Raw genomic sequence first — 20,776 nt, 5'->3', positions numbered from 1 at the left:
ATCGGGGACGCCGCTTGCCCTTGCTTTATCAGCGGATTGCTGTAAAGACGCGGCCAATCTGCCGGTCCCAGCTGGGGGCTGAACGGAGGGCCGGAGGTTTTTTCTAGAACCTTTCGTGTGAAGCCAGAAGCGCTTCCGCCTCCCGTGTCTCCGCTCTCGACCGTCTCGTCATGCTCCTTTCTTCCCCGCACCTTTCGAGGCACATGCGGGTCAGAGAAGTTGCAGAGGCTTTTGCCGCCGGGAACCGGGAGAGAAACGAAGAAAGGCACTGATACATAATGGCTCTTTACGAACATGTGTTTCTTGCCCGGCAGGACCTCTCGCAGCAGCAGGTCGATGCGCTTGTCGAACAGTACAAGGGCGTCATCTCAGCAAATGGCGGGTCCGTCGGCCGGGTCGAGAACTGGGGACTGAAGTCCCTCACCTACCGGGTCAACAAGAACCGGAAGGCATACTACACGCTGATGGACCTCACCTGCCCGCCGGCAGCGCTCAACGAGATGGAGCGCCAGATGGGCCTGTCCGAGGACGTGCTGCGTTTCCTGACCATCAAGGTCGAGGCGCATGAGGAAGGCCCTTCGGCCATGATGCAGAAGCGCGAAGAGCGCTCCGAGCGCGGTGGCTTCGGCGATCGCGACCGTGGCGATCGTCCGGCGCGCAGCTTCGGCGACCGCGGCGATCGTGGCCCGCGTTCGTTCGGCGATCGCGAAGGCGGCGACCGTGGTCCGCGCCGTCCGCGCGAAGGTTTTGAAGGGGGTGCAGAATAATGGTCGACATCAACCAGATCCCCACCCGGCGCCCTTTCCATCGCCGCCGCAAGACCTGCCCGTTCTCCGGCGCCAACGCACCGAAGATCGACTACAAGGACGTGCGTCTGCTGCAGCGCTACATTTCCGAGCGCGGCAAGATCGTGCCGTCGCGCATCACCGCCGTCAGCCAGAAGAAGCAGCGCGAGCTCGCCAAGGCGATCAAGCGCGCCCGTTTCCTCGGCCTGCTGCCCTACGTGGTTCGCTAATTCTTCCGAACGGGCGGTTCGCCGTCCGTTCGTTATCACCGGCCATGACGGGCATGACCGGTTAGGCATCAAATCCCGAGTTGAGGTCAAAAACCTCTAACTGCCGCGACAGGCAGGACAGCGACACCGGCGGCAACGCCCTTTGCTTCCTGACCTGTTCCAGAGAATTCGGCGTCGGCCTTGTGGACGGACGCCCAACCAAAAGGAACATAGCCATGGACGTCATTCTTCTCGAACGCGTTTCCCGCCTCGGCCAGATGGGCGATACCGTCAAGGTCAAGGACGGTTTTGCCCGCAACTTCCTGCTGCCGCAAGGCAAGGCGTTGCGCGCCAACGAAGCCAACAAGAAGAAGTTCGAAGGCCAGCGCGCCCAGCTCGAGGCCCGCAACCTCGAGCGCAAGTCGGAAGCGACCCAGGTCGCCGAAAAGCTCGACGGCAAGAGCTTCATCGCGGTGCGTTCGGCCGGTGAGACCGGCCAGCTCTACGGTTCGGTGTCGACCCGCGACATCGCCGACCTGCTGATCGCGGAAGGCTTCACGGTCAACCGCAACCAGATCCAGCTCAACCAGCCGATCAAGACCATCGGCCTCACCAATGTGGCGATCGCGCTGCATCCGGAAGTCGAAGTCACCATCACGCTCAACATCGCCCGAACGGCCGACGAGGCCGAACGCCAGGCCAAGGGCGAGACGCTGACCACCGCCGAAGCCATTTACGGCGAAGACATCAACGACAATGCGCGGCCGGAAAACTTCTTCGATCCGAACGCCGAGTTCGAAGGCGGCGAAGAAAACGCCTGATCGCACAGGTCCTCGGACCCGCTCTCCAGCCATTTCTGGACCAATGCCCGGGCCTCTCGCCCGGGCATTTTTGTGCCAAAAGGAACTTTTCGAAACCCTATATATTGATGCACAGTAGGACAGTCTGTCTGACCGTGAGGGGACATCGGACCATGAATATTCTGTTGAAGCGCGTTCTCGACCGCCTGGTGCGCACGGGCAGTCTCAGTGTAACCGGGCCGAAAGGCTCGACATTCGTCTTCGGCGACGGCAGCGGCGAGCCGGTGCATATGCACATCAAGACCCGGCATGCCGAGCGCGCCATCGCCTTCGATCCGATGCTGGCGGTGCCAGAATCCTACATGGACGGCGAGCTCGACATTCTTGAAGGCGGCGTGCTCGGACTGATGCGCATTGCCTTCCAGAACATGGGCAGCGGCGGTATCGACGCCACCTGGTCGAAGGCGATCGAGGGCCTGCGCCATGCCTTCCGCCGCCTGCAGCAGATCAACACCGCCTCGCGCTCGCGCCGCAACGTGCAGCGTCACTACGATCTATCGGGCGAACTCTACCGGCTCTTCCTCGATGAGGACATGCAGTATTCCTGCGCCTATTTCGAGCAACCGGACATGACGCTGGACGAGGCTCAGGCAGCCAAGAAGCGCCATATCGCCGCCAAGCTCCGGCTGAAGGCCGGCCAGACGGTGCTCGACATCGGCTCCGGCTGGGGCGGGCTCGGCCTGTATCTCGCCAAGGCTTTCGACGTCGACGTGCAGGGCGTGACGCTGTCGACCGAACAGCATGGCGTCGCCACCGACCGGGCGCACGCGCAAGGGCTGGAAAACCACGTCCATTTCGAACTGAAGGATTATCGCGAACTCAACGAACGCTTCGACCGCATCGTCTCGGTCGGCATGTTCGAGCATGTCGGCGTCAACCATTACCGCACCTTCTTCGACAAGGCGGCGACATTGCTCAAGCCTGACGGCGTCATGCTTCTGCACACGATCGGCCGCTCCGGCGTGCCGTGGGCGACCAGCGCCTTCATCCGCAAGTATATTTTCCCGGGCGGCTACATCCCGGCGATGTCAGAGGTGCTGCCGGCGATCGAGAAGTCCGGCCTCGTCGTCACCGACGTCGAGATCCTGAGGCTCCACTATGCCGACACGCTGAAGCACTGGGGCCAGCGCTTCGCCGCCAACCGCGACAAGGCCAAGGCTATCTATGACGAACGCTTCTGCCGCATGTGGGAGTTCTATCTGGCCGCCTCGGAAGCCGCCTTCCGTTGGCAGGACCTGGTGATTTTCCAGTTTCAGATCGCCAAGAAGAACGACACGCTGCCGGTGGCGCGCGACTATATGGCCAAATGCGAAAAGGCGCTGGAAATGCGCGACATGGCGCACCGTGAAGATATGGGCCATCGCGAGGCGGCTCCGGTCGAGAAGCCCGCCAAGGCCGCCCGCCGACGCAAGGTGGCGGAATAGGAACGGCGCTGTCAGGCGCATTATTGGCGCTTGCCATTGCAGGCTCCTGCCCCGAAAAAGGCCTCGTGAATCGTCGCGAGGCTTTTTTCATGACCTATCTCCTCTACACAGCCGCGGCGCTGGCCGAGATCGCCGGCTGCTTTTCGGTGTGGGCGTGGTGGCGGCTGGAGAAGTCGCCGCTCTGGCTGCTGCCGGGCTTTGCCTCGCTGCTTGTGTTCGCCTGGCTTCTGGCATTGGTCGACATCAGTGCGGCCGGCCGCGCCTATGCCGCTTATGGCGGTATCTACATCGCTGCCTCGCTCGCCTGGTTGTGGCTGGTTGAGGGTGTGCGGCCCGATCGCTGGGACCTTGCCGGCGCGGCGCTCTGCATGGCCGGCGCCTCGATCATCCTGCTTGCGCCGAGAGGGGCATAGGCCGTGGAACTGCCGGCCACACTTCGACAGGCTGTCGATCGTATTTTGGAAAGGGTGCCGCTGCCGGACCTGAAGCAGGCCGCGAAAATCCTGTCCGACCGCTACCGCGCCGAACTGCGCGACGGCCGCCTGCACATGGCGCAGGACATGGCGGTCAAAGCCTATCTGACGACACGGATGCCTGCGACCTATGCGGCGGTCCGCGCCAGCCTCGATGCGCTCGCCGAAGCCCGGCCGGATTTCACGCCCGCGACCTTGCTCGACGTTGGCGCCGGCCCTGGTACGGTACTTTGGGCCACCAGCGACCTCTGGCCCGAACTGGAATTGGCCACATTGCTGGAGGCGAGTGCCGCGGTGCGCAAGATCGGCGAGACGCTTGCCGCCGATGCAATCGCGGCCCGGACCGTCTGGCGGGCCGGCGATGTCACGACAGACCTTGGCGACCTGCAACCGGCCGATCTCGTCACATGCGCCTATGTGCTGGACGAGGTCGTGCCGGCATCCCTGCCCAAAATGGTCGACCGGCTGTGGCAACTCACGACCGACACGTTGCTGGTCGTCGAGCCGGGCACGCCGGCGGGCTGGCTGCGAATTCTGGCGGTGCGCCAGCAGTTGATCGATGCCGGCGCGTATGTGCTGGCGCCTTGTCCGCACGAAGCACCCTGCCCGCTCAATCCGCCCGACTGGTGCCACTTTTCCCGCCGCGTCGCCCGCTCGCGCCTGCACCGGCTAGCCAAAGAGGCGGAGGTACCGTGGGAGGACGAGAAATTCATCTATGTCGCCGCTTCGCGCCAGCCGGCAGCCTCCCGCGCCGCAAGGGTGATCGCGCCGCCGAAGTCAGGCTCGGGCAAGATTGCGCTGAAACTCTGCGAGGCGGACGGCAGCGCCAACGAAAAGCTCTTCACCAAACGCGACGGCGACGCCTTCAAGGTAGCGCGGCGGCTGGACTGGGGCGATGCGCTGACATGAGAGGAAACGAATACGATCGCTCCGCAAACCGGTGTCCCGTAGCTCCAGTTTCCTGTTTTGTTCTCTTTCGAGAAACGCTAAACTCGCAACCCTCGATTCGAGTCAATTGCGATTCTTTCCACGGAAAAATTTTGGCTGTGAATCGCGAGTATCAAAGTCGCTTCGACACGGGCTGTTGCAGATAAGTCAGCACCGACTTGTCCAGTTCTGATATCCAAAGGCCGGGATTTAAATCGGGGACATCATGGCAGAGGCAGCGCGAAAATTCGGCGTCGCGGAGCAACCGCTCTATCGCGAATCGCCCAACAACATCGAGGCCGAGCAGGCGCTGCTTGGCGCCATCCTCGTCAACAACGATGCCTTCTACCGAGTGTCCGACTTCCTGAAGTCCGGCCATTTCCACGAACCCCTGCACCGCAAGATCTTCGACGTCGCGGCCGAGTTGATCCGCATGGGCAAGGCGGCGACGCCGATCACGCTGAAGACCTTCCTGCCCGCCGACGAAAAGGTCGGCGACATGACGGTGGCGCAATATGTCGTGCGGCTGGCGGTGGAAGCCGTCACCGTCGTCAACGCCACCGATTACGGCCGCGCCATCTATGACCTGGCGACGCGCCGGGCGTTGATCACGGTCGGCGAGGACATGGTCAACATCGCCTATGACGCACCTGTCGACATGTCGCCTTCCGAACAGATCGAGGACGCCGAGCGCCGCCTGTTCGAATTGGCCGAAACCGGGCGCTATGACGGCGGCTTCGAGAGCTTCACCGACGCGGTCAAGACCGCGGTCGACATGGCCAATGCCGCCTATATGCGCGACGGCGGTCTGTCGGGCCTCGCCACCGGCATGCGCGATCTCGACCGCCGCATGGGCGGCCTGCAGCCCTCCGATCTGATCGTGCTTGCCGGCCGTCCGGGCATGGGCAAAACCTCGCTCGCCACCAACATCGCCTTCAACGTCGCCGAGGCCTATGTGCCGGCACAACAAGCCGACGGCTCGTTCAAGGCGGCCAATGGCGGCGTCGTCGGGTTTTTCTCGCTCGAAATGTCGTCCGAACAGCTCGCGACCCGTATCATTTCCGAACAGACGGAAATCTCCTCATCGAAGATCCGCCGCGGCGAAATCAGCGAAATGGATTTCGAAAAACTGGTCGCCTGTTCGCAGACCATGCAAAAGATCCCGCTGTTCATCGACCAGACCGGCGGTATTTCCATTGCTCAGTTGTCTGCCCGCGCGCGTCGCCTGAAGCGCCAGCGTGGCCTCGACCTGATCGTCATCGACTATATCCAGCTGATGCAGGGCTCATCTGCCAAGTCCTCGCAGAACCGCGTGCAGGAAATCACCGAGATCACCACGGGCCTGAAAGCCCTGGCCAAGGAACTGACCGTGCCGATCATCGCGCTGTCGCAGCTCTCGCGTCAGGTCGAAAGCCGCGACGACAAGCGCCCGCAGCTCTCCGATCTGCGCGAATCCGGTTCGATCGAGCAGGACGCCGACGTCGTCATCTTCGTCTACCGCGAGGAATATTACCTCAAGAACCGCGAGCCGAAGCTCGGCACCGAGGAATACGTCAAGTGGGAAAACGAGATGAACGAGATGCGCGGCAAGGCCGAGGTGATCGTGGCCAAGCAACGCCACGGGCCGACGGGCACGGTCACGCTCGCCTTCCACGGCGAGTTCACCCGCTTCTCGGATCTCGCGGAAGAACACCACATCGCGGAGAGGTTTGAGTGATCTCTTGAGAAAAGCCTCGTTCCGCCACGCTGTCCCGCCAACCCTGAGATCGCTTGCAATGGCCAAATACGCAGGCCGCGCCTGATGGCCAAGTCCCGCGTCCAGTTCATCTGCCAGAATTGCGGTTCGGTGCATCAGCGCTGGGCCGGCAAATGCGACGCCTGCGGCGAGTGGAACACGCTGGTCGAGGAAGGCACATCAGGAGGCATCGGTTCGGGGCCGGCCAACACGCGCAATGCCCGCAAGGGCCGGGCCGTGGTGCTGACCACGCTTTCGGGCGACATCGAGGACGCACCGCGCATCGTCTCGGGCATCGGCGAACTCGACCGCGCCACCGGTGGCGGTTTCGTACGCGGCTCTGCACTTCTGGTCGGCGGCGATCCCGGCATCGGCAAGTCGACGCTGCTCACGCAGGCGGCGGCCGCTCTTGCCTCCAAGGGCCATCGCATCGTCTATGTCTCGGGCGAAGAGGCGGTTGCCCAGATCAGGCTGCGCGCGCAGAGGCTCGGCGTCGCGTCGTCGCCCGTGGAACTGGCGGCCGAGACCAATGTCGAGGACATCCTCGCCACGATCGCCGACGGCAAGCGGCCGGATCTGGTCATCCTCGATTCGATCCAGACGCTGTGGACGGACCTTGCCGATTCGGCGCCGGGCACGGTGACCCAGGTACGCGCCGCCGCCCAGGCAATGATCCGCTATGCGAAATCCACGGGGGCCGCGATCGTGCTGGTCGGCCACGTCACCAAGGAAGGCCAGATCGCCGGTCCGCGCGTGGTCGAGCACATGGTCGACGGCGTGCTCTATTTCGAGGGCGAAGGCGGCCACCACTTCCGCATCCTGCGCACGGTGAAGAACCGCTTCGGACCGACGGACGAGATCGGCGTCTTCGAAATGTCGGACAAGGGTCTGCGCGAGGTCTCCAACCCGTCCGAACTTTTTCTTGGCGAACGGCACGCGAAATCGCCGGGAGCGGCGGTTTTCGCCGGCATGGAAGGCACAAGGCCCGTTCTGGTCGAGATCCAGGCATTGGTCGCACCCTCCTCGCTCGGCACGCCGCGCCGGGCGGTGGTCGGCTGGGACGGCGCGCGGCTGTCGATGGTGCTGGCGGTGCTGGAGGCGCATTGCGGTGTCCGTTTCGGGCAGCATGACGTCTATCTCAACGTCGCCGGCGGCTATCGCATCAGCGAGCCGGCGGCCGATCTCGCGGTCGCCGCCGCACTGGTTTCCTCGCTCACCGGCCTTGCCCTTCCCGCCGATTGCGTCTATTTCGGCGAAATCAGCCTTTCGGGCGCGGTGAGGCCGGTTGCGCATGCGCAGCAGCGCCTCAAGGAAGCCGAAAAGCTGGGTTTTGGTAGCGCGGTTCTGCCCTTGGGCAGCGAGGAACTTGCTGGGGGGATCGGGGCCGGCGCTTTCCAGCCCACCGAGCTTGCCGACCTCGTGGCGCGCATAGCCGGCTCACGGCGCAGCCGTGCCGACGATGAAGAATGACGCGGCTCGCCGAGCCGTGAAAATGAGATCGGAGTGGGGCCAAAGACATGCCGATTACGCTGCTTGACGGAATTCTGGTCGGCTTCACCCTGGTCTCGGCGATGCTCGCCATGGTTCGCGGCTTTTCACGCGAGGTCCTGTCGGTTGTTTCGTGGGCGGCGGCAGCGGCGGCGGCCTTCTTCTTTTACAAACCGGTCCTGCCCTACCTGAAGCCCTATATCGACAATGAGAAGATCGCCATGGCGGCTGCCGCCGGCGTGGTCTTCATCGTCGCATTGATCGTCGTCTCGGTCATCACCATGAAGCTCGCCGACTGGATCATCGATTCGCGCATCGGCGCGCTCGACCGCACGCTCGGCTTCCTCTACGGTGCCGCGCGCGGCATCCTGGTCGTCGCTGTGGCGCTGCTGTTCTTCAACTGGCTGGCCGGTGCCAAGGCCCCGGTCTGGGTGACGGAAGCCAAGTCGCGGCCGCTGCTGGAACAGATCGGCGCCAAGATTGAGAGTCTGCTGCCCGCCGACACCGAGAACGCAATCCTCAAGAAGCTCAGCCCGAAAACAGCCGAAACCCCGGCTGCCCCGGATGCGCCAGCGGCGGATGCGCCGGCAACGGGTGACGATGCCAATGCGCCGGCGCCTGACGACAACGAAACGGCGCCGGCCGACAACGCCCCGGCTCCAGCCAATCCGACGCCTGCGCCGGCGAACTGAGGCAGCAAACTGGGCGTCGGACGATCGATCCATGTGAACGATCGCACGCAGTGCGTTGCTTTCGACGGGCGACAGCCTTATATGGCGATTTTAGCGGAGCTTAAAATGGCAGACGCAGACGACGTGCTTTCCGCCGAGGCTGACGATCATTTCCATGACGAATGCGGAGTCTTCGGCATCTTTGGCCGGCAGGATGCGGCAGCCATCGTCACACTCGGCCTGCATGCGCTGCAGCATCGCGGCCAGGAAGCGGCCGGCATCGTCTCCTACGACGGCACCCAGTTCCATGTCGAACGCCATGTCGGCCTGATCGGCGACACCTTCACCAAGCAACGCGTCATCGATAGCCTGCAAGGCAACCGCGCGATCGGCCACACGCGTTACGCCACCACTGGCGGCGCCGGCATGCGCAACATCCAGCCCTTCTTCGCCGAATTGGCCGATGGCGGCTTCGCTGTGGCCCACAACGGCAACCTCACCAACGCGATGACCGTGCAACGGGCCTTGCAGAAGCAGGGCGCGATCTTCTCCTCCACCTCCGACACCGAGACGCTTTTGCATCTGGTCGCGACCAGCAAGGAGCGCGACCTCAATTCGCGCTTCATCGACGCGGTGCGCCAGGTCGAGGGCGCCTTCTCGCTGGTGGCGATGACGGCCAAGAAGATGATCGGCTGCCGCGACCCGCTCGGCATCCGTCCGCTGGTGCTGGGCGATCTCGACGGCGCCTGGATCCTGGCCTCCGAGACCTGCGCGCTCGACATCATCGGCGCCCGCTTCGTGCGCGACCTGAAGCCCGGCGAGATGGTCGTCGTCACTTCCAAGGGCATCGAGAGCCTGTTCCCATTCGAACCGCAGAAGACCCGATTCTGCATCTTCGAATATGTCTATTTTGCCCGGCCCGACTCTTCGGTCGAGGGCCGCAATGTCTATGAGGTGCGCAAGCGCATCGGCGCCGAACTGGCGCAGGAGAATCCGGTCGAGGCCGACATCGTCGTGCCGGTGCCGGACTCGGGCACGCCGGCGGCAATCGGCTTCAGCCAGGCGGCGGGCATTCCCTTCGAACTCGGCATCATCCGCAACCACTATGTCGGCCGCACCTTCATCCAGCCCGGCGATTCGATCCGCCACATGGGCGTCAAGCTCAAGCACAACGCCAATCGCCGCATGATCGAGGGCAAGCGCGTGGTGCTGGTCGACGATTCCATCGTGCGCGGCACCACCAGCCAGAAGATCGTGCAGATGGTGCGCGACGCCGGCGCCAAGGAAGTGCACATGCGCATCGCCTCGCCGCCGACCAGCGCGTCGTGCTTCTACGGCGTCGACACGCCGGAGAAGTCGAAGCTGCTGGCATCGCGCATGTCGGTGGAAGAAATGGCCGAGTTCATCCGCGTCGATTCGCTCGGCTTCCTGTCGATCAACGGGCTCTACCGAGCCGTCGGCGAGGCCAGCCGCGACGACGAACAGCCGCAGTTCTGCGATGCGTGCTTCACCGGCCAGTACCCGACCCGCCTGCTCGACTTCGAAGGCCACGACAATGTGCGCACGCTGTCGCTGCTGGCGACGAGCGGGGCGTAGGATTGCCGGACCGTCACCAGCGCTAGTTAGATTTCCGGAAGCCATCGCATGACACTCGATCTTACCGGCCGCGTTGCGGTCGTCACCGGCGCCTCGCGCGGCATCGGCTATTTCATCGCCAGGGAACTGGCGGCCGCCGGTGCGCACGTCATCGCGGTTGCCCGCACCGTCGGTGGACTGGAAGAGCTCGACGACCAGATCAAGGCGGCCGGCGGCCAGGCGACGCTGGTCCCGCTCGATCTCGCAGACATGGCCGGCATCGACCGGCTGGGCGGCGCCATCCATGAGCGCTGGGGCAAGCTCGACATCCTCGTCGCCAATGCCGGCGTGCTCGGCGTCATCTCGCCGATCGGCCATGTCGAGGCCAAGACCTTCGAAAAGGTGATGACCATCAACGTCACCTCGTCCTGGCGGCTGATCCGCTCCGTCGACCCGCTGCTGCGGCTTTCGGATGCCGGCCGGGCGATTATTCTGTCTTCGAACGTCGCGCATTCGGCGCGCGCCTTCTGGGGGCCTTACGCTGCATCGAAGGCGGCAGTGGAGACCATGATGCGCTCCTGGGCGCATGAGACGCAAAACCTGCCGCTGCGCGTCAATGCCGCCGACCCCGGCGCCACCCGCACCGCGATGCGCGCGCAAGCCGTGCCCGGTGAAGATCCCGAGACATTGCCGCACCCCTCCGAGATCGCCAAACGCATCGTGCCGCTGGCCAGCCCGGACCTCAAAGAGACCGGGCTGATCTTCCAGGCCAAGCACAACCGCTTCGTCGCCTACCGGCAACCGGAATAAAACTCGAGCCTTTGACGGTGCCGAAGAGGCGGCCATGACGGGTCATCACGGCCGCACAGTTCTCGATGCTCCATTGCTTTGCGACCGATTGAATTGTGGCGGTTGCAACACGCCCAGCCCGAAAACCTGCCGAATCATGACGCGCCTGTGATCTAAGGCGGTGGTCATGCTTTCGTCATTTCCGAGGAGTTGTTAGCATTGGACGACTCCCACACCAAGCGCCCTGCTGGGCAGACAAGGAAAACTCCATGGCTACGACCGCAGCATTGGTCTGGTATCTGGTAATCGCCGGCCCGCAGGGCGGCATGGTCGTGCTGCCCAGCACCTTCGACAAGCGCGAACAATGCACCGCCGCCATCACCGAGTATCAGAAGCAGCCGACACCCGCCGGCTGGTCCGTGCAGTGCGTGCCGAGCGCCTCGCCCTTCACCGACGAAGGCGACGCCGAAGCACCGTCAGCTCAGTAAACATCAGGAATCACAAGGCCCGCGGCCTCCGCCGCGGGCCTTGTGATTCATCACCGCGCGCTCACCGTCAGGTCCGGCTTCTGGTTTATGGTCTGGAACACCACGCAATAGCGCTCGGTCAGCTTCAGCAGCGAATCGATCCGCTCCTGCGGCTCATCCGTGTCGAGATCGAAATTGAGCCGGATGGCGCGAAAGCCTACCGGCGCGTCCCTGGCGACGCCGAGCGTGCCGCGAAAATCAAGGTCGCCTTCGGCCTCAACGGTCGCGGCGCCGAGCTTGAATTCGAGTGCCGTCGCCACCGCTTTCAACGTCACCCCGGCGCACGCCACCAACGCCTCGAGCAGCATGTCGCCGGAGCACAGTTCGAGCCCCGAACCGCCTGTTGCCGGATGGAGGCCGGCGATTGCCAACGCCCTGCCCGTCTCGACCTTGCAGGCCACCGACTGTTCGTCGATCGAGCCCTTCGCCCTCAGCGTGATCAGTGCTTGCGCGGCGTCGTCGCGGTAGGCCTGCTTCAGCGGCGCCTGGATGGCCTTGAGCTCGGTTGCGTCCATTTTCGTTCCTTTCGAACGGCTTTCTGCCTTGATAGCACGGTCGTGCAAGACGTGTGAGCCAATCCGAGCAGGGCGACCCGAGCTATCAGTAACTGGTGTCGGCGGGACAGCAGAGGGCTCGCCATCCCTATTCTCTTTGACTTCATTCGCCTCGGCCATACCTATGCGGGAGTCGTTCCCGCGGAGGCCTCATGCATTCCAAGCTGAAACTCGTCCCCCTTGCCCTCTTCCTGCTTGCCGGCTTCGTGCAGCCACTCGTGGCCGAAACGCCAGAGCGGTCGGCACCCGCGGGCGGCGTGCTGTCGCTGCTGCCGCCGCCCGCGATCACCGACCATTCGATCACCATTGCCGGGCGCAGTCTGCAGTACCAGGCAAAGGCTGGCACGCTTCCGCTGCTCTCCGGCAAGGGCGAGGTCACGGCGGAGATCTTCTATGCTGCCTATACGCTGAAACCGCGGGAGAGCGTCGCGACGGTAGCGCCGCGGCCAATCACCTTCGTGTTCAACGGCGGCCCGGGTGCCGCTTCAGCCTATCTGCATCTCGGCGCGCTCGGACCGCGCATCGTGGCGACCGGAGCCGACGGGGAATTCCTCCCCTCGCCGCAAAGGCTCATCGACAATCCCGACAGCTGGCTCGACATGACCGATCTCGTCTTCGTTGACCCGGTGGGAACTGGCTACAGTCGCGAGGCGCCTGGCCAAGATACGCACGACTTCTGGGGCGTCAGCCAGGACGCCAGTTCGATCGGCGCCTTCATCCGGCTCTATCTCGCCCAAAACGGCCGCACGGGATCTCCGCTGTTCCTCGCCGGTGAGAGCTATGGCGGGTTCCGGGCCGCGCTGCTTGCCAGGACGCTGCAGGAAGATATCGGCATCAGCCCGAGCGGCATCGTGCTGATCTCGCCGGCGCTGGAATTCACCCTCGTCCAGCCCGACGAATTCGAGCCGCTTCATTGGGCTCTCGAACTCCCCTCGCTCGCCGCGGTCCGCCTGCGCAGCGAGGGTGTCAGCGGCGATACACTGCGGGAAAAGCTCGCCGGGATCGAGCATTATGCACTTGGCGAGTACCTTACCGCGCTCAGCAGTGGGCTGGAGCAAGGGGGGCGGCTGGCGAGCGATCGCGTCGCCGAGATCACCGGCCTGCCGCCCGATCTCGTTCACCGCAACTTCGCCCGCGTCCCGACCTCGCTCTTCGCAAGGGAGTTTGCCCGTGCCACGGGCAAGGTGCTCAGCCCCTATGACGGCATGATCGCGACGGCGGACATCGCTCCCCAGAGCCCCCGCATCGCCGGTCCCGATCCGGTACTGGACCGCAGTGTGCCGGCGCTGACCTCGGCCTTTGTCGGCTACGCGCGCGATGAGCTGAACTTTCGCACCGACGTCAGCTACCGCTTGCTGAACGGCGATATCAGCCACAACTGGGACTATGGCACGAGCGGCTCGCGCCAAGGCTATGCCGGCGTGATGGACGATTTGCAGCGGGCGCGCTCCTTGAATCCTGCGCTGGGCGTCGTCATCGTCAACGGCTACACCGATCTCGTCACTCCCTACCTGGCGTCGCGTTATCTGGTCAGCCAGATCCCCTCGCTCGCCGGCGCCAGGCCGATCCGCCTCGACGTCGTTGAAGGTGGGCACATGATGTATCTGAGGCCGGACGGACGGCGCGCGCTGAAAGAGGCCGCTTCGGAGCTTTATCAGGCGACGCAGTAAACGATAGCGCATCGCACTTGCGGGCAACCAAGGCAGGCGCCAATGGTGCTCGCCCCAGCCGAACGCAGGTCCAGTGGCTGGCGCAGTGATCAAGCTATCCCAAATGGGACATTGACGGACAAGGCCCCAAAACCGTCTGATCCGGGAAAGTTTCGTCGTTCCATTTTTCCGGCAGTTCACAATGTCACATACGCTCTCGACCACACCGAGACAGGATGGGTTTCGCGCCCCTGGCGAATTCGAACCCAAATCAGGCTGTTGGCTGATCTGGCCGGAACGGCCGGACACCTGGCGTCTGGGCGCCAAGCCGGCGCAGAAGCTATTCGCCAACGTCGCCGCCGCGATCGCACAAAGCGAGCCGGTGACGGTGGCGGCATCCAGCCGCCAGTGGCAGAACGCAAGAGCGCGATTGCCCAGCCATGTGCGCGTCGTGGAGATGTCCACCAACGATTCCTGGCTCCGGGACAGTGGCCCCAATTTCGTCGTCAATGACCACGGCGGCGTGCGCGGCGTCGACTGGATCTTCAACGCTTATGGCGGTTTCGACGGCGGCCTCTATTCGCCCTGGGATCTGGACGACCTCGCTGCACAAAAAGTACTCGAGGTCGAGAGAATGGATCGCTACCGCGCGCCGCTGATCGCCGAAGGTGGTGGTTTGCAATGCGATGGCCAAGGTACGCTCATCACGACCGAGCAGTGCCTGCTCAATCGCAATCGTAATGCCCATCTCGGCAAGGCTGAGGTGGAAAGCCGGCTTGGCGACTATCTCGGCGTCGATCACGTCATCTGGCTGCCGCGTGGTTTTGCCTTCGACGAGACGGATGGCCATGTCGACGACCTCTGCTGCTTCGTGCGCCCTGGCGTGGTCGCGCTGAGCTGGACCGAAGACCGGGACGACCCGCAATATGAGATCGTGCGCGAAGCCGAAGAGGTGCTGCGCTCGGCCCGTGATGCGCGGGGCCGCAGCCTGGAGGTGCATCGGCTGCATCATCCCCTGCCGATCGAGACGACGATGGAAGAGAGCGAGAGCGTGGACCGGGTCGATTCGACCTGGGCGCGGCCGGCCGGCAACAGGATCGCGGCGAGTTACATCAACTATTATCCAGGCAACAGCGTCGTGGTCGTGCCGGAGTTCGGCTGCGATCTCGACCGGCAGGCAAAGCAGCAGCTGGCCACGCTGTTCCCCGACCACAAGGTGGTCGGCATCGAGAACTCCCGCGAAATCCTGCTCGGCGGCGGCAACGTCGCCTGTATCACCTTACCCGTTTATGCGCCGCAGCGGCGTTGAGCGGCAAGCGTGCCGAAAGTGAAACTTGGAACGGTGCGCCGCATCGGCCGCCGCCAGCGAAAGGAGGCCCCCCATGCGCGCTCTGCTCTTCCCAATCCTGACTGTTGCGCTTGCCTGCGACATCTGCTTCGGCGTCGCTCGGGCGGACGATGAGAAGGTGGTCAACGTCTACAACTGGTCCGACTATATCGCGCCGGACACGGCCGAGAAATTCGAGAAGGAGACAGGTATCAAGGTCCGCTACGATGTCTATGACGGCAACGAGGTCCTTGAAACGAAGCTGCTCACCGGCGGCTCGGGATATGACGTGGTCTATCCCTCGGCCTTCCCGTTCCTGAAGAACCAGGTGAAGGCGGGCGTTTTCCTGCAGCTCGACAGATCGAAGCTTTCAAACCACTCGAAAATCGATCCGCAAGCCCTGTCGCTGATCGCGGGCGCGGACCCGCAGAACCTGCACGCCGTGCCTTACATGGCCGTCACAGACGGCATCGGCTACAATGTCGCTGCCGTCAAGCAACGGATGCCGGACGCGCCGACAGATTCCTTCGCCATGGTCTTCGACGTCGACGTCGTCAAGAAATTCTCCGATTGCGGCGTCGCCATGATCGATGCTCCGGCGGAGATCATTCCAATGGCTATGAACTATCTCCACATCGATCCCAGGTCGACCAGTCCGGACGACCTCGCCAAGGTCGAGGACTTGATGGGCAAGGTGCGGCCCTATATCCGTTACTTCCACTCGTCGAAATACATCAACGACCTGGCGAATGGCGACATCTGTGTCGTGCTGGGGTGGTCGGGCGACATATTGCAGGCCAAGACCCGTGCGGCGGAATCCGCGAAGAAGCTGGAGATTGCCTATTCCATTCCCAGGGAAGGCACGCTGATAAACTTCGATACGATGGCGGTGCCGAAGGATGCGCCGCATCCGGAGAATGCCCAGGCCTGGATCGATTTCAACTTGCGGCCCGATATCGCAGCGGCCAATTCCAGTTATGTTTCCTATGCCAATGCGATCCCGGAATCCCTGCCGCTGATGGATCAGGCCGTCGCCAAGGATCCCGGCGTTTTCCCGCCCGATGACGTGAAGGCCAGGCTGTTCGTGGTCGAGAACAACGACGCAAAGTTGCTGCGACTGCAAAACCGCATGTGGACACGCGTCGTGACCGGACAGTGAAGCTGGCGAAACGTCAGTCGCGCGGAGCCTCCCAGCCGGCGGCCAGCAACTCGACCTGGGAGTGCACGCCGAGCTTGCGGTAGACCTGCTTGATGTGGTTGCGCACGGTGCCGGATGAAATCGACAGGTTTCGCGAAATCGTCTTGGCGCTGCCGCCCTCGACCAAGAGCCGTGCGATCTGCCTTTCCCGGCCGCTGAGTTGCGACCCTGCGGCTTCGATTGCGGACCCCTTGTCTCGAAGACGGCACAAATGAAGCAGCCTTTGCAGAATGAGCTTTGTCGCGCTGCTGACGGCGCCGGCCACCGCCAGATCATGCTCGCCAAAACGCGGCGCGCCGTCGCGGCGCAGAAAGGTCACATAGCCGGCGGTCAGTCCGTCGAGGTTGAACACGCCGGTTATTTCATCGAAGCTGCCGGAAAGCCCATAGAATTCGCGATAGTACGGAGTGCGCTGGAAATCGGCGTGGCTGAGAGCCGACAACGGCAGCAGGAAATCCTGTCTGGTGCTGGCGAACTTCTGAAAGAAGGGATCCTGGCGATAGATGCGTGCATCATAGTCGCGGTTCCAGCGATCGGGTCCGGCATCGTCGATGGTCAGGGACGTTATATCGCGACGATAGAATCCAACATAGACACGATCCGAGCCAAGCAGCATGCTTGCCGCCGCGCTGAAGCGGGCCGACAAGTCTTCGGGCGTTGCCGCCAGGGCCGCGGCGGCCACGCCACCGCTCCAACGTTCAAGCCGGTCGAGAGAAAAATTCGACTGCATCCGCACCCAGACTAACGCAAGCCCCGCCAACTTCAAGCTGGCGGGGAACCGCGACGCCACCGGTGAAATCAGTCCTGCGGCCGCCTCCGCAGCTCATGGCCCATCGATGGTTGGAATCACGCCTTGGCCTGCGACCTCACATGGGCGATGTAGCCGCGCACGTCGCCGGCAGGGCCGGCATAGGCCTTGCCGAGCTTTTTCTCCATTGCCGCCATGTATTCGCTCGCCCATTTGGGCAACGCATAGTCGATGACGGCGAGGAACTCGAGGGTCGCTGCCAGGCGGATGTCAGCGATCGACGGGGTCTTGCCGCCGATGAACGGCTTGCCGTCGCGGAAGAAGGAATGGAAGACCTCGAGCGGTTCGGCAATGGCGGCGACCGCCGCCTTCTGCGCCTCCGATTTCCTGTCCGGGTGGGCGTCACTGTGACCGACCTCGCCGGCATATTGCGGGAAGCCGAGCGCCGGATAGGTGGCGCGCGCCACATAGGGATAGAGCGTGCCGATCAGATAGAACATGGCGCTGTCTATCATCGCCCGCTTGGCTGGCGCCTTGGGGTAGAATTTCTCCAACCCATGTTTGTTGGAAAGATATTGCATGATGGCGCAGCTCTCCCAAAGCACGCCGCGCGGCAGGCCCTTGTCCTCGATCATCGGCGTCAGATGGGCCGGATTGCGCGCCATGTATTCCGGCGAGCGCGTGTGTCCCCACGCATCGGTCTCGGCATGGTCGAGCCCGGCGGCGCGGGCAAAGACGCGAACGGTCATGTTGTTGACGCTCGGCTTCAGCATGCTGATGGTCAGTGCCGGTTTCTTTGCCTGTCTCGCCTTGGCCTTGGCCGCGGTCTTGCCGGCGGCTGCCTTCGACGCCGTCTTGGCCGCTGGTTTGGCCGCTGCTTTCGCTGCCGGCTTCGCGGCGGCTTTTGACGCTGGTTTGGCCGCCGGTTTCCTTGCGCTCTTCATCACTGCCTTTGCCACGTATTCCTCCCCTTGCCTGTTCAGTCTTCAGTATGGATTTTTGGGTGCCCGGTCGGCCGACAATGTCGCCCGCGCGCGTTCCACCAGCGCCTGGATGGCGTCAGCCAGATGCACTTCGGCGATGTTATAGTCGCTACGCGACACGCGAAGCTTATGCGCCTCCGTCAGGACGTCGGCATGGGTGAAGCCGGCAGGCGGCTCGAAACGGTAGGAGGCAAGCTCGATCAGCAGGCCGAGCGGATCCTCGAAATAGATCGAATCCATGAAGCCGCGATCCTTGACGCCGCTGTGCTTGATGGCGCGCTCGTCGAGCCGGGCGACCGCCTGCAGGAAGGTGACGCGCGACACCGAAAAGGCGATGTGATGAACGCAGCCCGGGTCGGTCGGGGTGCGACGCTTCTCGGCCGTGCGGGTCTCGTCGGTGAAGATGGTGATCAGGCGGCCGTCGCCCGGATCGAAATACAGATGGCTTTCGGTCGGCTTGTCGAGGTTGGGCTGCTCGAAGATGAAAGGCATGCCCAGCACACCTTCCCAGAAATCGATCGAGGTCTGGCGGCCGGCACCGACCAGCGTGATGTGATGGACGCCTTGCGACTGCAGTTTCTGCATCGGCCTTCTCCCCCGAAATATCCGCTCTGGCAGAGGCGGCCGGCAGGCCGCGCCTGCACATGCTACATCTGGCATGAGCTGGGCGCCAACTCCCTGTCCGTTCCCAGGCGTCTGCGCGCCTGCCCTTCGGCCTTCGCTTTATGCGACGATGCTAAACCAATCAGCCGTGCCGCGCCAGAAGCCGCATCCGGGACAGGCTGTATTTCGCGCCGCCGTTCCCTGTCCCAAACGCAAGCACGGCGCTGGAGCAGCGCCGTGCGGGATTTCGCCCGTATAGCTGGCATGAGCGGAGCCGACTGGGGCTGGAGCCGCCTCCACTCAAGCAGGCGCATGCCTTATGGCCGATATCGCCATTCTCGATACACGCGAAAGGGTTCTCGCCGGCATCTTTTTGACCGGCGCCGCCTACTTGCTGTTTTCGACGCAGGATGCCTCGATCAAGCTGCTGGTCACCGGCATGAGCGTCTGGCAGATCATGTTCTTCCGCAGCATCACCATTCTCGGTGCCTGCGCGGCCATCGACGGGCGGACGCTGTTCGCCGACACGGTGCGCTCGCCGATCGTGCGGCCGATGCTGGTGCGCAGTGCCTTCACGCTTGCCGCATGGCTTTGCTATTACAATGCCGCCCGCAGCCTGCAGCTCGCCGAACTGACCACCGTCTATTACGCAGCTCCGATCATCGTCACCGTGCTTTCGGTGGTCCTGCTCGGCGAAAAGGTGCCTGTTCTGCGCTGGCTGGCGGTTCTGATCGGCTTTGCCGGCGTCTTCGTCGCCTGCGACCCCACCCATCTCGGCCTGTCCGTGCCGGTGGTGCTTGTGCTGACGGCGGCCTTCCTGTGGGGCATCGCCATCGTGCTCCTGCGCAAGACCGCGCTTGCCGAGCGCTCGATGATCCAGCTGCTCCTCAATAATTTCTATTTCCTGGTGTTTTCGGCGGTGCCGGCTTTGTTGTGGTGGCATACGCCGGACCCGACGCAATTGCTGCTTCTTGCCGGCGTCGGTGCACTCGGCGGCATGGCGCAATATCTTCTTTTCGAGGGCATGAAGCGCACGCCGGCATCGATCCTGGCGCCACTCGAATACACTTCACTGCTGTGGGCGTTCGCGCTCGGCTTCGCGATCTGGGGCGACGTGCCGCGTCGCGAGGTCTTTCTGGGTGCTGCCCTTATCGTCGCCGCCGGCCTGCTGATCGTCGGTGGCGAGCATTTCCGCAAGCGGCTTTGATGTTCATTATTGCTGACGCTACGATGTCAGGATGGAGTGGCGTAGTCTTGCGGCATGACTGATCTGACAGCCACCACCGACACTGTCGCCGAGCGCACGCTGGGCATCATTCTCGTGTCATCCTCGGCGGCTGTATTCGGCCTGACCGGCGTGCTGACCAAGTCGATCCATGCCGATCCGCTGACGATCACCTGCTGGCGCGGCTTTGTCGGCGCGATCCTGATCAGCCTCTACGTGCTGTGGCGCCGCCGCCGTGCCGGCAACCGCGAACCGCTGCGGCTTGGCTGGCGCGGCTGGCTGCTGGCGGTAGAAGGCGCGCTGGCCAGCATCGCCTTCATTTCGGCTTTCAAGTTTACTTTCGTCGCCAATGTCGCGGTGATCTACGCGACCTCGCCCTTCATTGCCGCCGTACTGGCCTGGATGCTGGTGCGCGAGCCTTTCCGCCTGCAAACGATGGTGGCCGCGGCCGTGTCGCTGTGCGGGGTCGCCATCATGGTGTGGTCGGGTTTCGGCACCGGCAACCTGTTCGGCGACGGGCTGGCGCTGCTGATGACGGCCGGCAGTGCGCTCTACATGATCATGGTGCGCGCCTTCCGCGACACGCCCGTGGTGTGGGCCGGCGCGGTTTCGGCCTTCCTGTTGTTCATACTCGGCTGGTTCGTCACCGATCCCCTGGCGGTCTCAGCAAGGGACTCGGTTCTGCTTGCCACGTTCGGCGCGTCCTTCGCGCTGGCTTCCATCCTGTGGACGGAAGGCTCGCGGCTTATCCCGGCGCCTGAATCCGGCCTGCTCGGCTCGGCGGAAGTTCCGTTCGCGATCTTGTTTGCATTTCTGTTCCTGGCCGAAATACCGCCGATGGCCAGCATGGTCGGCGGCGCGATCGTGCTCTGCGCGGTCTTTGCCCACGCCGGCCGCGACTGGCTGATGGCACGCTCCCGGCAAGCGTCGTCAGATATTTCTTAAAAAATTTCGGAAGTCACGGAACCATCACCTTGCCCGGACATTGTTGGTGCGACGGGCCACCCCCCAAGTCCCCCCAAACCC

21 protein-coding genes are annotated in these 20,776 nt (G+C 63.5%); 17 read left to right on the top strand and 4 right to left on the bottom strand.

The window, feature by feature from the left end; genetic code table 11:
* Positions 1 to 278 precede the first annotated feature (278 nt).
* The 12 genes from rpsF (at position 279) to LB543_RS00050 (ending at position 11,424) form a co-directional block, all read left to right on the top strand.
* Entirely contained in the window at positions 279 to 767 is a 489-nt protein-coding gene (gene rpsF, locus LB543_RS00105) for a 30S ribosomal protein S6 (RefSeq protein ID WP_015318508.1), read from the top strand.
* Positions 767 to 1,015, top strand: coding sequence for a 30S ribosomal protein S18 (rpsR, locus tag LB543_RS00100; RefSeq protein ID WP_006203718.1), 249 nt, complete (start codon positions 767 to 769; stop codon positions 1,013 to 1,015). The genes rpsF and rpsR overlap by 1 nt, the downstream gene beginning before the upstream one ends.
* A 215-nt stretch (positions 1,016 to 1,230) precedes the next feature.
* Positions 1,231 to 1,815 (top strand): 50S ribosomal protein L9, encoded by a 585-nt coding sequence (gene rplI / locus LB543_RS00095; RefSeq protein WP_140765429.1) that lies wholly within the window; start codon positions 1,231 to 1,233, stop codon positions 1,813 to 1,815.
* A 152-nt stretch (positions 1,816 to 1,967) separates the two neighbouring features.
* Positions 1,968 to 3,278 (top strand): SAM-dependent methyltransferase, encoded by a 1,311-nt coding sequence (locus LB543_RS00090; protein ID WP_140812535.1) that lies wholly within the window; start codon positions 1,968 to 1,970, stop codon positions 3,276 to 3,278.
* Positions 3,279 to 3,367: 89 nt separating this feature from the next.
* Positions 3,368 to 3,691: a YnfA family protein gene (locus LB543_RS00085; RefSeq protein ID WP_140509840.1), complete on the top strand. Its 324-nt coding sequence runs from the start codon at positions 3,368 to 3,370 to the stop codon at positions 3,689 to 3,691.
* 3 nt (positions 3,692 to 3,694) lie between these two features.
* A complete protein-coding gene (locus LB543_RS00080; protein WP_224612023.1) occupies positions 3,695 to 4,660 on the top strand; it encodes a small ribosomal subunit Rsm22 family protein in 966 nt (321 codons plus the stop codon).
* A gap of 244 nt (positions 4,661 to 4,904) precedes the next feature.
* Positions 4,905 to 6,395 (top strand): replicative DNA helicase, encoded by a 1,491-nt coding sequence (locus LB543_RS00075; protein ID WP_127871426.1) that lies wholly within the window; start codon positions 4,905 to 4,907, stop codon positions 6,393 to 6,395.
* An 84-nt stretch (positions 6,396 to 6,479) separates the two neighbouring features.
* Complete coding sequence (gene radA, locus LB543_RS00070; protein WP_140812534.1) at positions 6,480 to 7,883, top strand: DNA repair protein RadA; 1,404 nt, start codon at positions 6,480 to 6,482, stop codon at positions 7,881 to 7,883.
* A gap of 47 nt (positions 7,884 to 7,930) precedes the next feature.
* Positions 7,931 to 8,593 (top strand): CvpA family protein, encoded by a 663-nt coding sequence (locus LB543_RS00065; RefSeq protein ID WP_224612021.1) that lies wholly within the window; start codon positions 7,931 to 7,933, stop codon positions 8,591 to 8,593.
* 105 nt (positions 8,594 to 8,698) lie between these two features.
* Positions 8,699 to 10,168, top strand: a complete 1,470-nt coding sequence (gene purF / locus LB543_RS00060; protein WP_140765443.1) for an amidophosphoribosyltransferase — start codon at positions 8,699 to 8,701, stop codon at positions 10,166 to 10,168.
* Positions 10,169 to 10,216: 48 nt separating this feature from the next.
* Positions 10,217 to 10,957 (top strand): SDR family NAD(P)-dependent oxidoreductase, encoded by a 741-nt coding sequence (locus tag LB543_RS00055; protein WP_224612019.1) that lies wholly within the window; start codon positions 10,217 to 10,219, stop codon positions 10,955 to 10,957.
* Positions 10,958 to 11,205: 248 nt separating this feature from the next.
* Complete coding sequence (locus tag LB543_RS00050; RefSeq protein ID WP_140765447.1) at positions 11,206 to 11,424, top strand: hypothetical protein; 219 nt, start codon at positions 11,206 to 11,208, stop codon at positions 11,422 to 11,424.
* A 50-nt stretch (positions 11,425 to 11,474) separates the two neighbouring features.
* Here LB543_RS00050 and LB543_RS00045 read toward each other — a convergent pair whose 3' ends face one another.
* Positions 11,475 to 11,978, bottom strand: a complete 504-nt coding sequence (locus LB543_RS00045; protein ID WP_140812531.1) for an OsmC family protein — start codon at positions 11,976 to 11,978, stop codon at positions 11,475 to 11,477.
* Positions 11,979 to 12,169: 191 nt separating this feature from the next.
* Here LB543_RS00045 and LB543_RS00040 point away from each other — a divergent pair, with 191 nt between their 5' ends.
* The 3 genes from LB543_RS00040 (at position 12,170) to LB543_RS00030 (ending at position 16,152) form a co-directional block, all read left to right on the top strand.
* The gene (locus tag LB543_RS00040) at positions 12,170 to 13,687 is read left to right on the top strand and encodes a S10 family peptidase (RefSeq protein ID WP_224612017.1); all 1,518 of its coding nucleotides are present in this window, start codon (positions 12,170 to 12,172) and stop codon (positions 13,685 to 13,687) included.
* A gap of 181 nt (positions 13,688 to 13,868) precedes the next feature.
* Entirely contained in the window at positions 13,869 to 14,975 is a 1,107-nt protein-coding gene (aguA, locus tag LB543_RS00035; protein ID WP_224612015.1) for an agmatine deiminase, read from the top strand.
* A 73-nt stretch (positions 14,976 to 15,048) separates the two neighbouring features.
* Positions 15,049 to 16,152 carry a polyamine ABC transporter substrate-binding protein gene (locus LB543_RS00030; RefSeq protein ID WP_224612013.1) on the top strand — a complete coding sequence of 368 codons (1,104 nt, stop codon included), beginning with the start codon at positions 15,049 to 15,051 and terminating at the stop codon, positions 16,150 to 16,152.
* A gap of 13 nt (positions 16,153 to 16,165) precedes the next feature.
* Here LB543_RS00030 and LB543_RS00025 read toward each other — a convergent pair whose 3' ends face one another.
* The 3 genes from LB543_RS00025 to LB543_RS00015 all read right to left on the bottom strand — a co-directional run bounded on the left by LB543_RS00025 (position 16,166) and on the right by LB543_RS00015 (position 18,507).
* Positions 16,166 to 16,873, bottom strand: coding sequence for a response regulator transcription factor (locus tag LB543_RS00025; protein WP_224612011.1), 708 nt, complete (start codon positions 16,871 to 16,873; stop codon positions 16,166 to 16,168).
* Between the two features lie 164 nt (positions 16,874 to 17,037).
* Positions 17,038 to 17,898, bottom strand: coding sequence for a glutathione S-transferase family protein (locus LB543_RS00020; protein WP_224612008.1), 861 nt, complete (start codon positions 17,896 to 17,898; stop codon positions 17,038 to 17,040).
* Between the two features lie 27 nt (positions 17,899 to 17,925).
* Positions 17,926 to 18,507, bottom strand: a complete 582-nt coding sequence (locus LB543_RS00015; protein WP_224612006.1) for a VOC family protein — start codon at positions 18,505 to 18,507, stop codon at positions 17,926 to 17,928.
* Between the two features lie 337 nt (positions 18,508 to 18,844).
* Here LB543_RS00015 and LB543_RS00010 point away from each other — a divergent pair, with 337 nt between their 5' ends.
* Both LB543_RS00010 and LB543_RS00005 read left to right on the top strand, forming a co-directional pair.
* Positions 18,845 to 19,732 carry a DMT family transporter gene (locus LB543_RS00010; RefSeq protein WP_224612004.1) on the top strand — a complete coding sequence of 296 codons (888 nt, stop codon included), beginning with the start codon at positions 18,845 to 18,847 and terminating at the stop codon, positions 19,730 to 19,732.
* 54 nt (positions 19,733 to 19,786) lie between these two features.
* Positions 19,787 to 20,695, top strand: coding sequence for a DMT family transporter (locus LB543_RS00005; protein ID WP_140765465.1), 909 nt, complete (start codon positions 19,787 to 19,789; stop codon positions 20,693 to 20,695).
* The last annotated feature ends 81 nt before the right edge of the window (positions 20,696 to 20,776 follow it).

Origin of the sequence: Mesorhizobium sp. ESP7-2 (assembly GCF_020164715.1) — a bacterium.
Lineage (GTDB): Bacteria > Pseudomonadota > Alphaproteobacteria > Rhizobiales > Rhizobiaceae > Mesorhizobium.
The sequence above is the reverse complement of the archived record's forward strand: the minus strand, read 5'-3'. Positions and strand labels throughout refer to the sequence as shown.

Coding starts and splice junctions, on each gene's coding strand:
- LB543_RS00065 (WP_224612021.1), top strand. CDS start 7,931: ATGCCGATTACGCTGCTTGACGGAATTCTGGTCGGCTTCACCCTGGTC.
- LB543_RS00045 (WP_140812531.1), bottom strand. CDS start 11,978: ATGGACGCAACCGAGCTCAAGGCCATCCAGGCGCCGCTGAAGCAGGCC.
- rpsR (WP_006203718.1), top strand. CDS start 767: ATGGTCGACATCAACCAGATCCCCACCCGGCGCCCTTTCCATCGCCGC.
- radA (WP_140812534.1), top strand. CDS start 6,480: ATGGCCAAGTCCCGCGTCCAGTTCATCTGCCAGAATTGCGGTTCGGTG.
- purF (WP_140765443.1), top strand. CDS start 8,699: ATGGCAGACGCAGACGACGTGCTTTCCGCCGAGGCTGACGATCATTTC.
- LB543_RS00085 (WP_140509840.1), top strand. CDS start 3,368: ATGACCTATCTCCTCTACACAGCCGCGGCGCTGGCCGAGATCGCCGGC.
- LB543_RS00005 (WP_140765465.1), top strand. CDS start 19,787: ATGACTGATCTGACAGCCACCACCGACACTGTCGCCGAGCGCACGCTG.
- LB543_RS00040 (WP_224612017.1), top strand. CDS start 12,170: ATGCATTCCAAGCTGAAACTCGTCCCCCTTGCCCTCTTCCTGCTTGCC.
- rpsF (WP_015318508.1), top strand. CDS start 279: ATGGCTCTTTACGAACATGTGTTTCTTGCCCGGCAGGACCTCTCGCAG.
- LB543_RS00050 (WP_140765447.1), top strand. CDS start 11,206: ATGGCTACGACCGCAGCATTGGTCTGGTATCTGGTAATCGCCGGCCCG.
- LB543_RS00015 (WP_224612006.1), bottom strand. CDS start 18,507: ATGCAGAAACTGCAGTCGCAAGGCGTCCATCACATCACGCTGGTCGGT.
- rplI (WP_140765429.1), top strand. CDS start 1,231: ATGGACGTCATTCTTCTCGAACGCGTTTCCCGCCTCGGCCAGATGGGC.
- LB543_RS00030 (WP_224612013.1), top strand. CDS start 15,049: ATGCGCGCTCTGCTCTTCCCAATCCTGACTGTTGCGCTTGCCTGCGAC.
- aguA (WP_224612015.1), top strand. CDS start 13,869: ATGTCACATACGCTCTCGACCACACCGAGACAGGATGGGTTTCGCGCC.
- LB543_RS00055 (WP_224612019.1), top strand. CDS start 10,217: ATGACACTCGATCTTACCGGCCGCGTTGCGGTCGTCACCGGCGCCTCG.
- LB543_RS00010 (WP_224612004.1), top strand. CDS start 18,845: ATGGCCGATATCGCCATTCTCGATACACGCGAAAGGGTTCTCGCCGGC.
- LB543_RS00090 (WP_140812535.1), top strand. CDS start 1,968: ATGAATATTCTGTTGAAGCGCGTTCTCGACCGCCTGGTGCGCACGGGC.
- LB543_RS00075 (WP_127871426.1), top strand. CDS start 4,905: ATGGCAGAGGCAGCGCGAAAATTCGGCGTCGCGGAGCAACCGCTCTAT.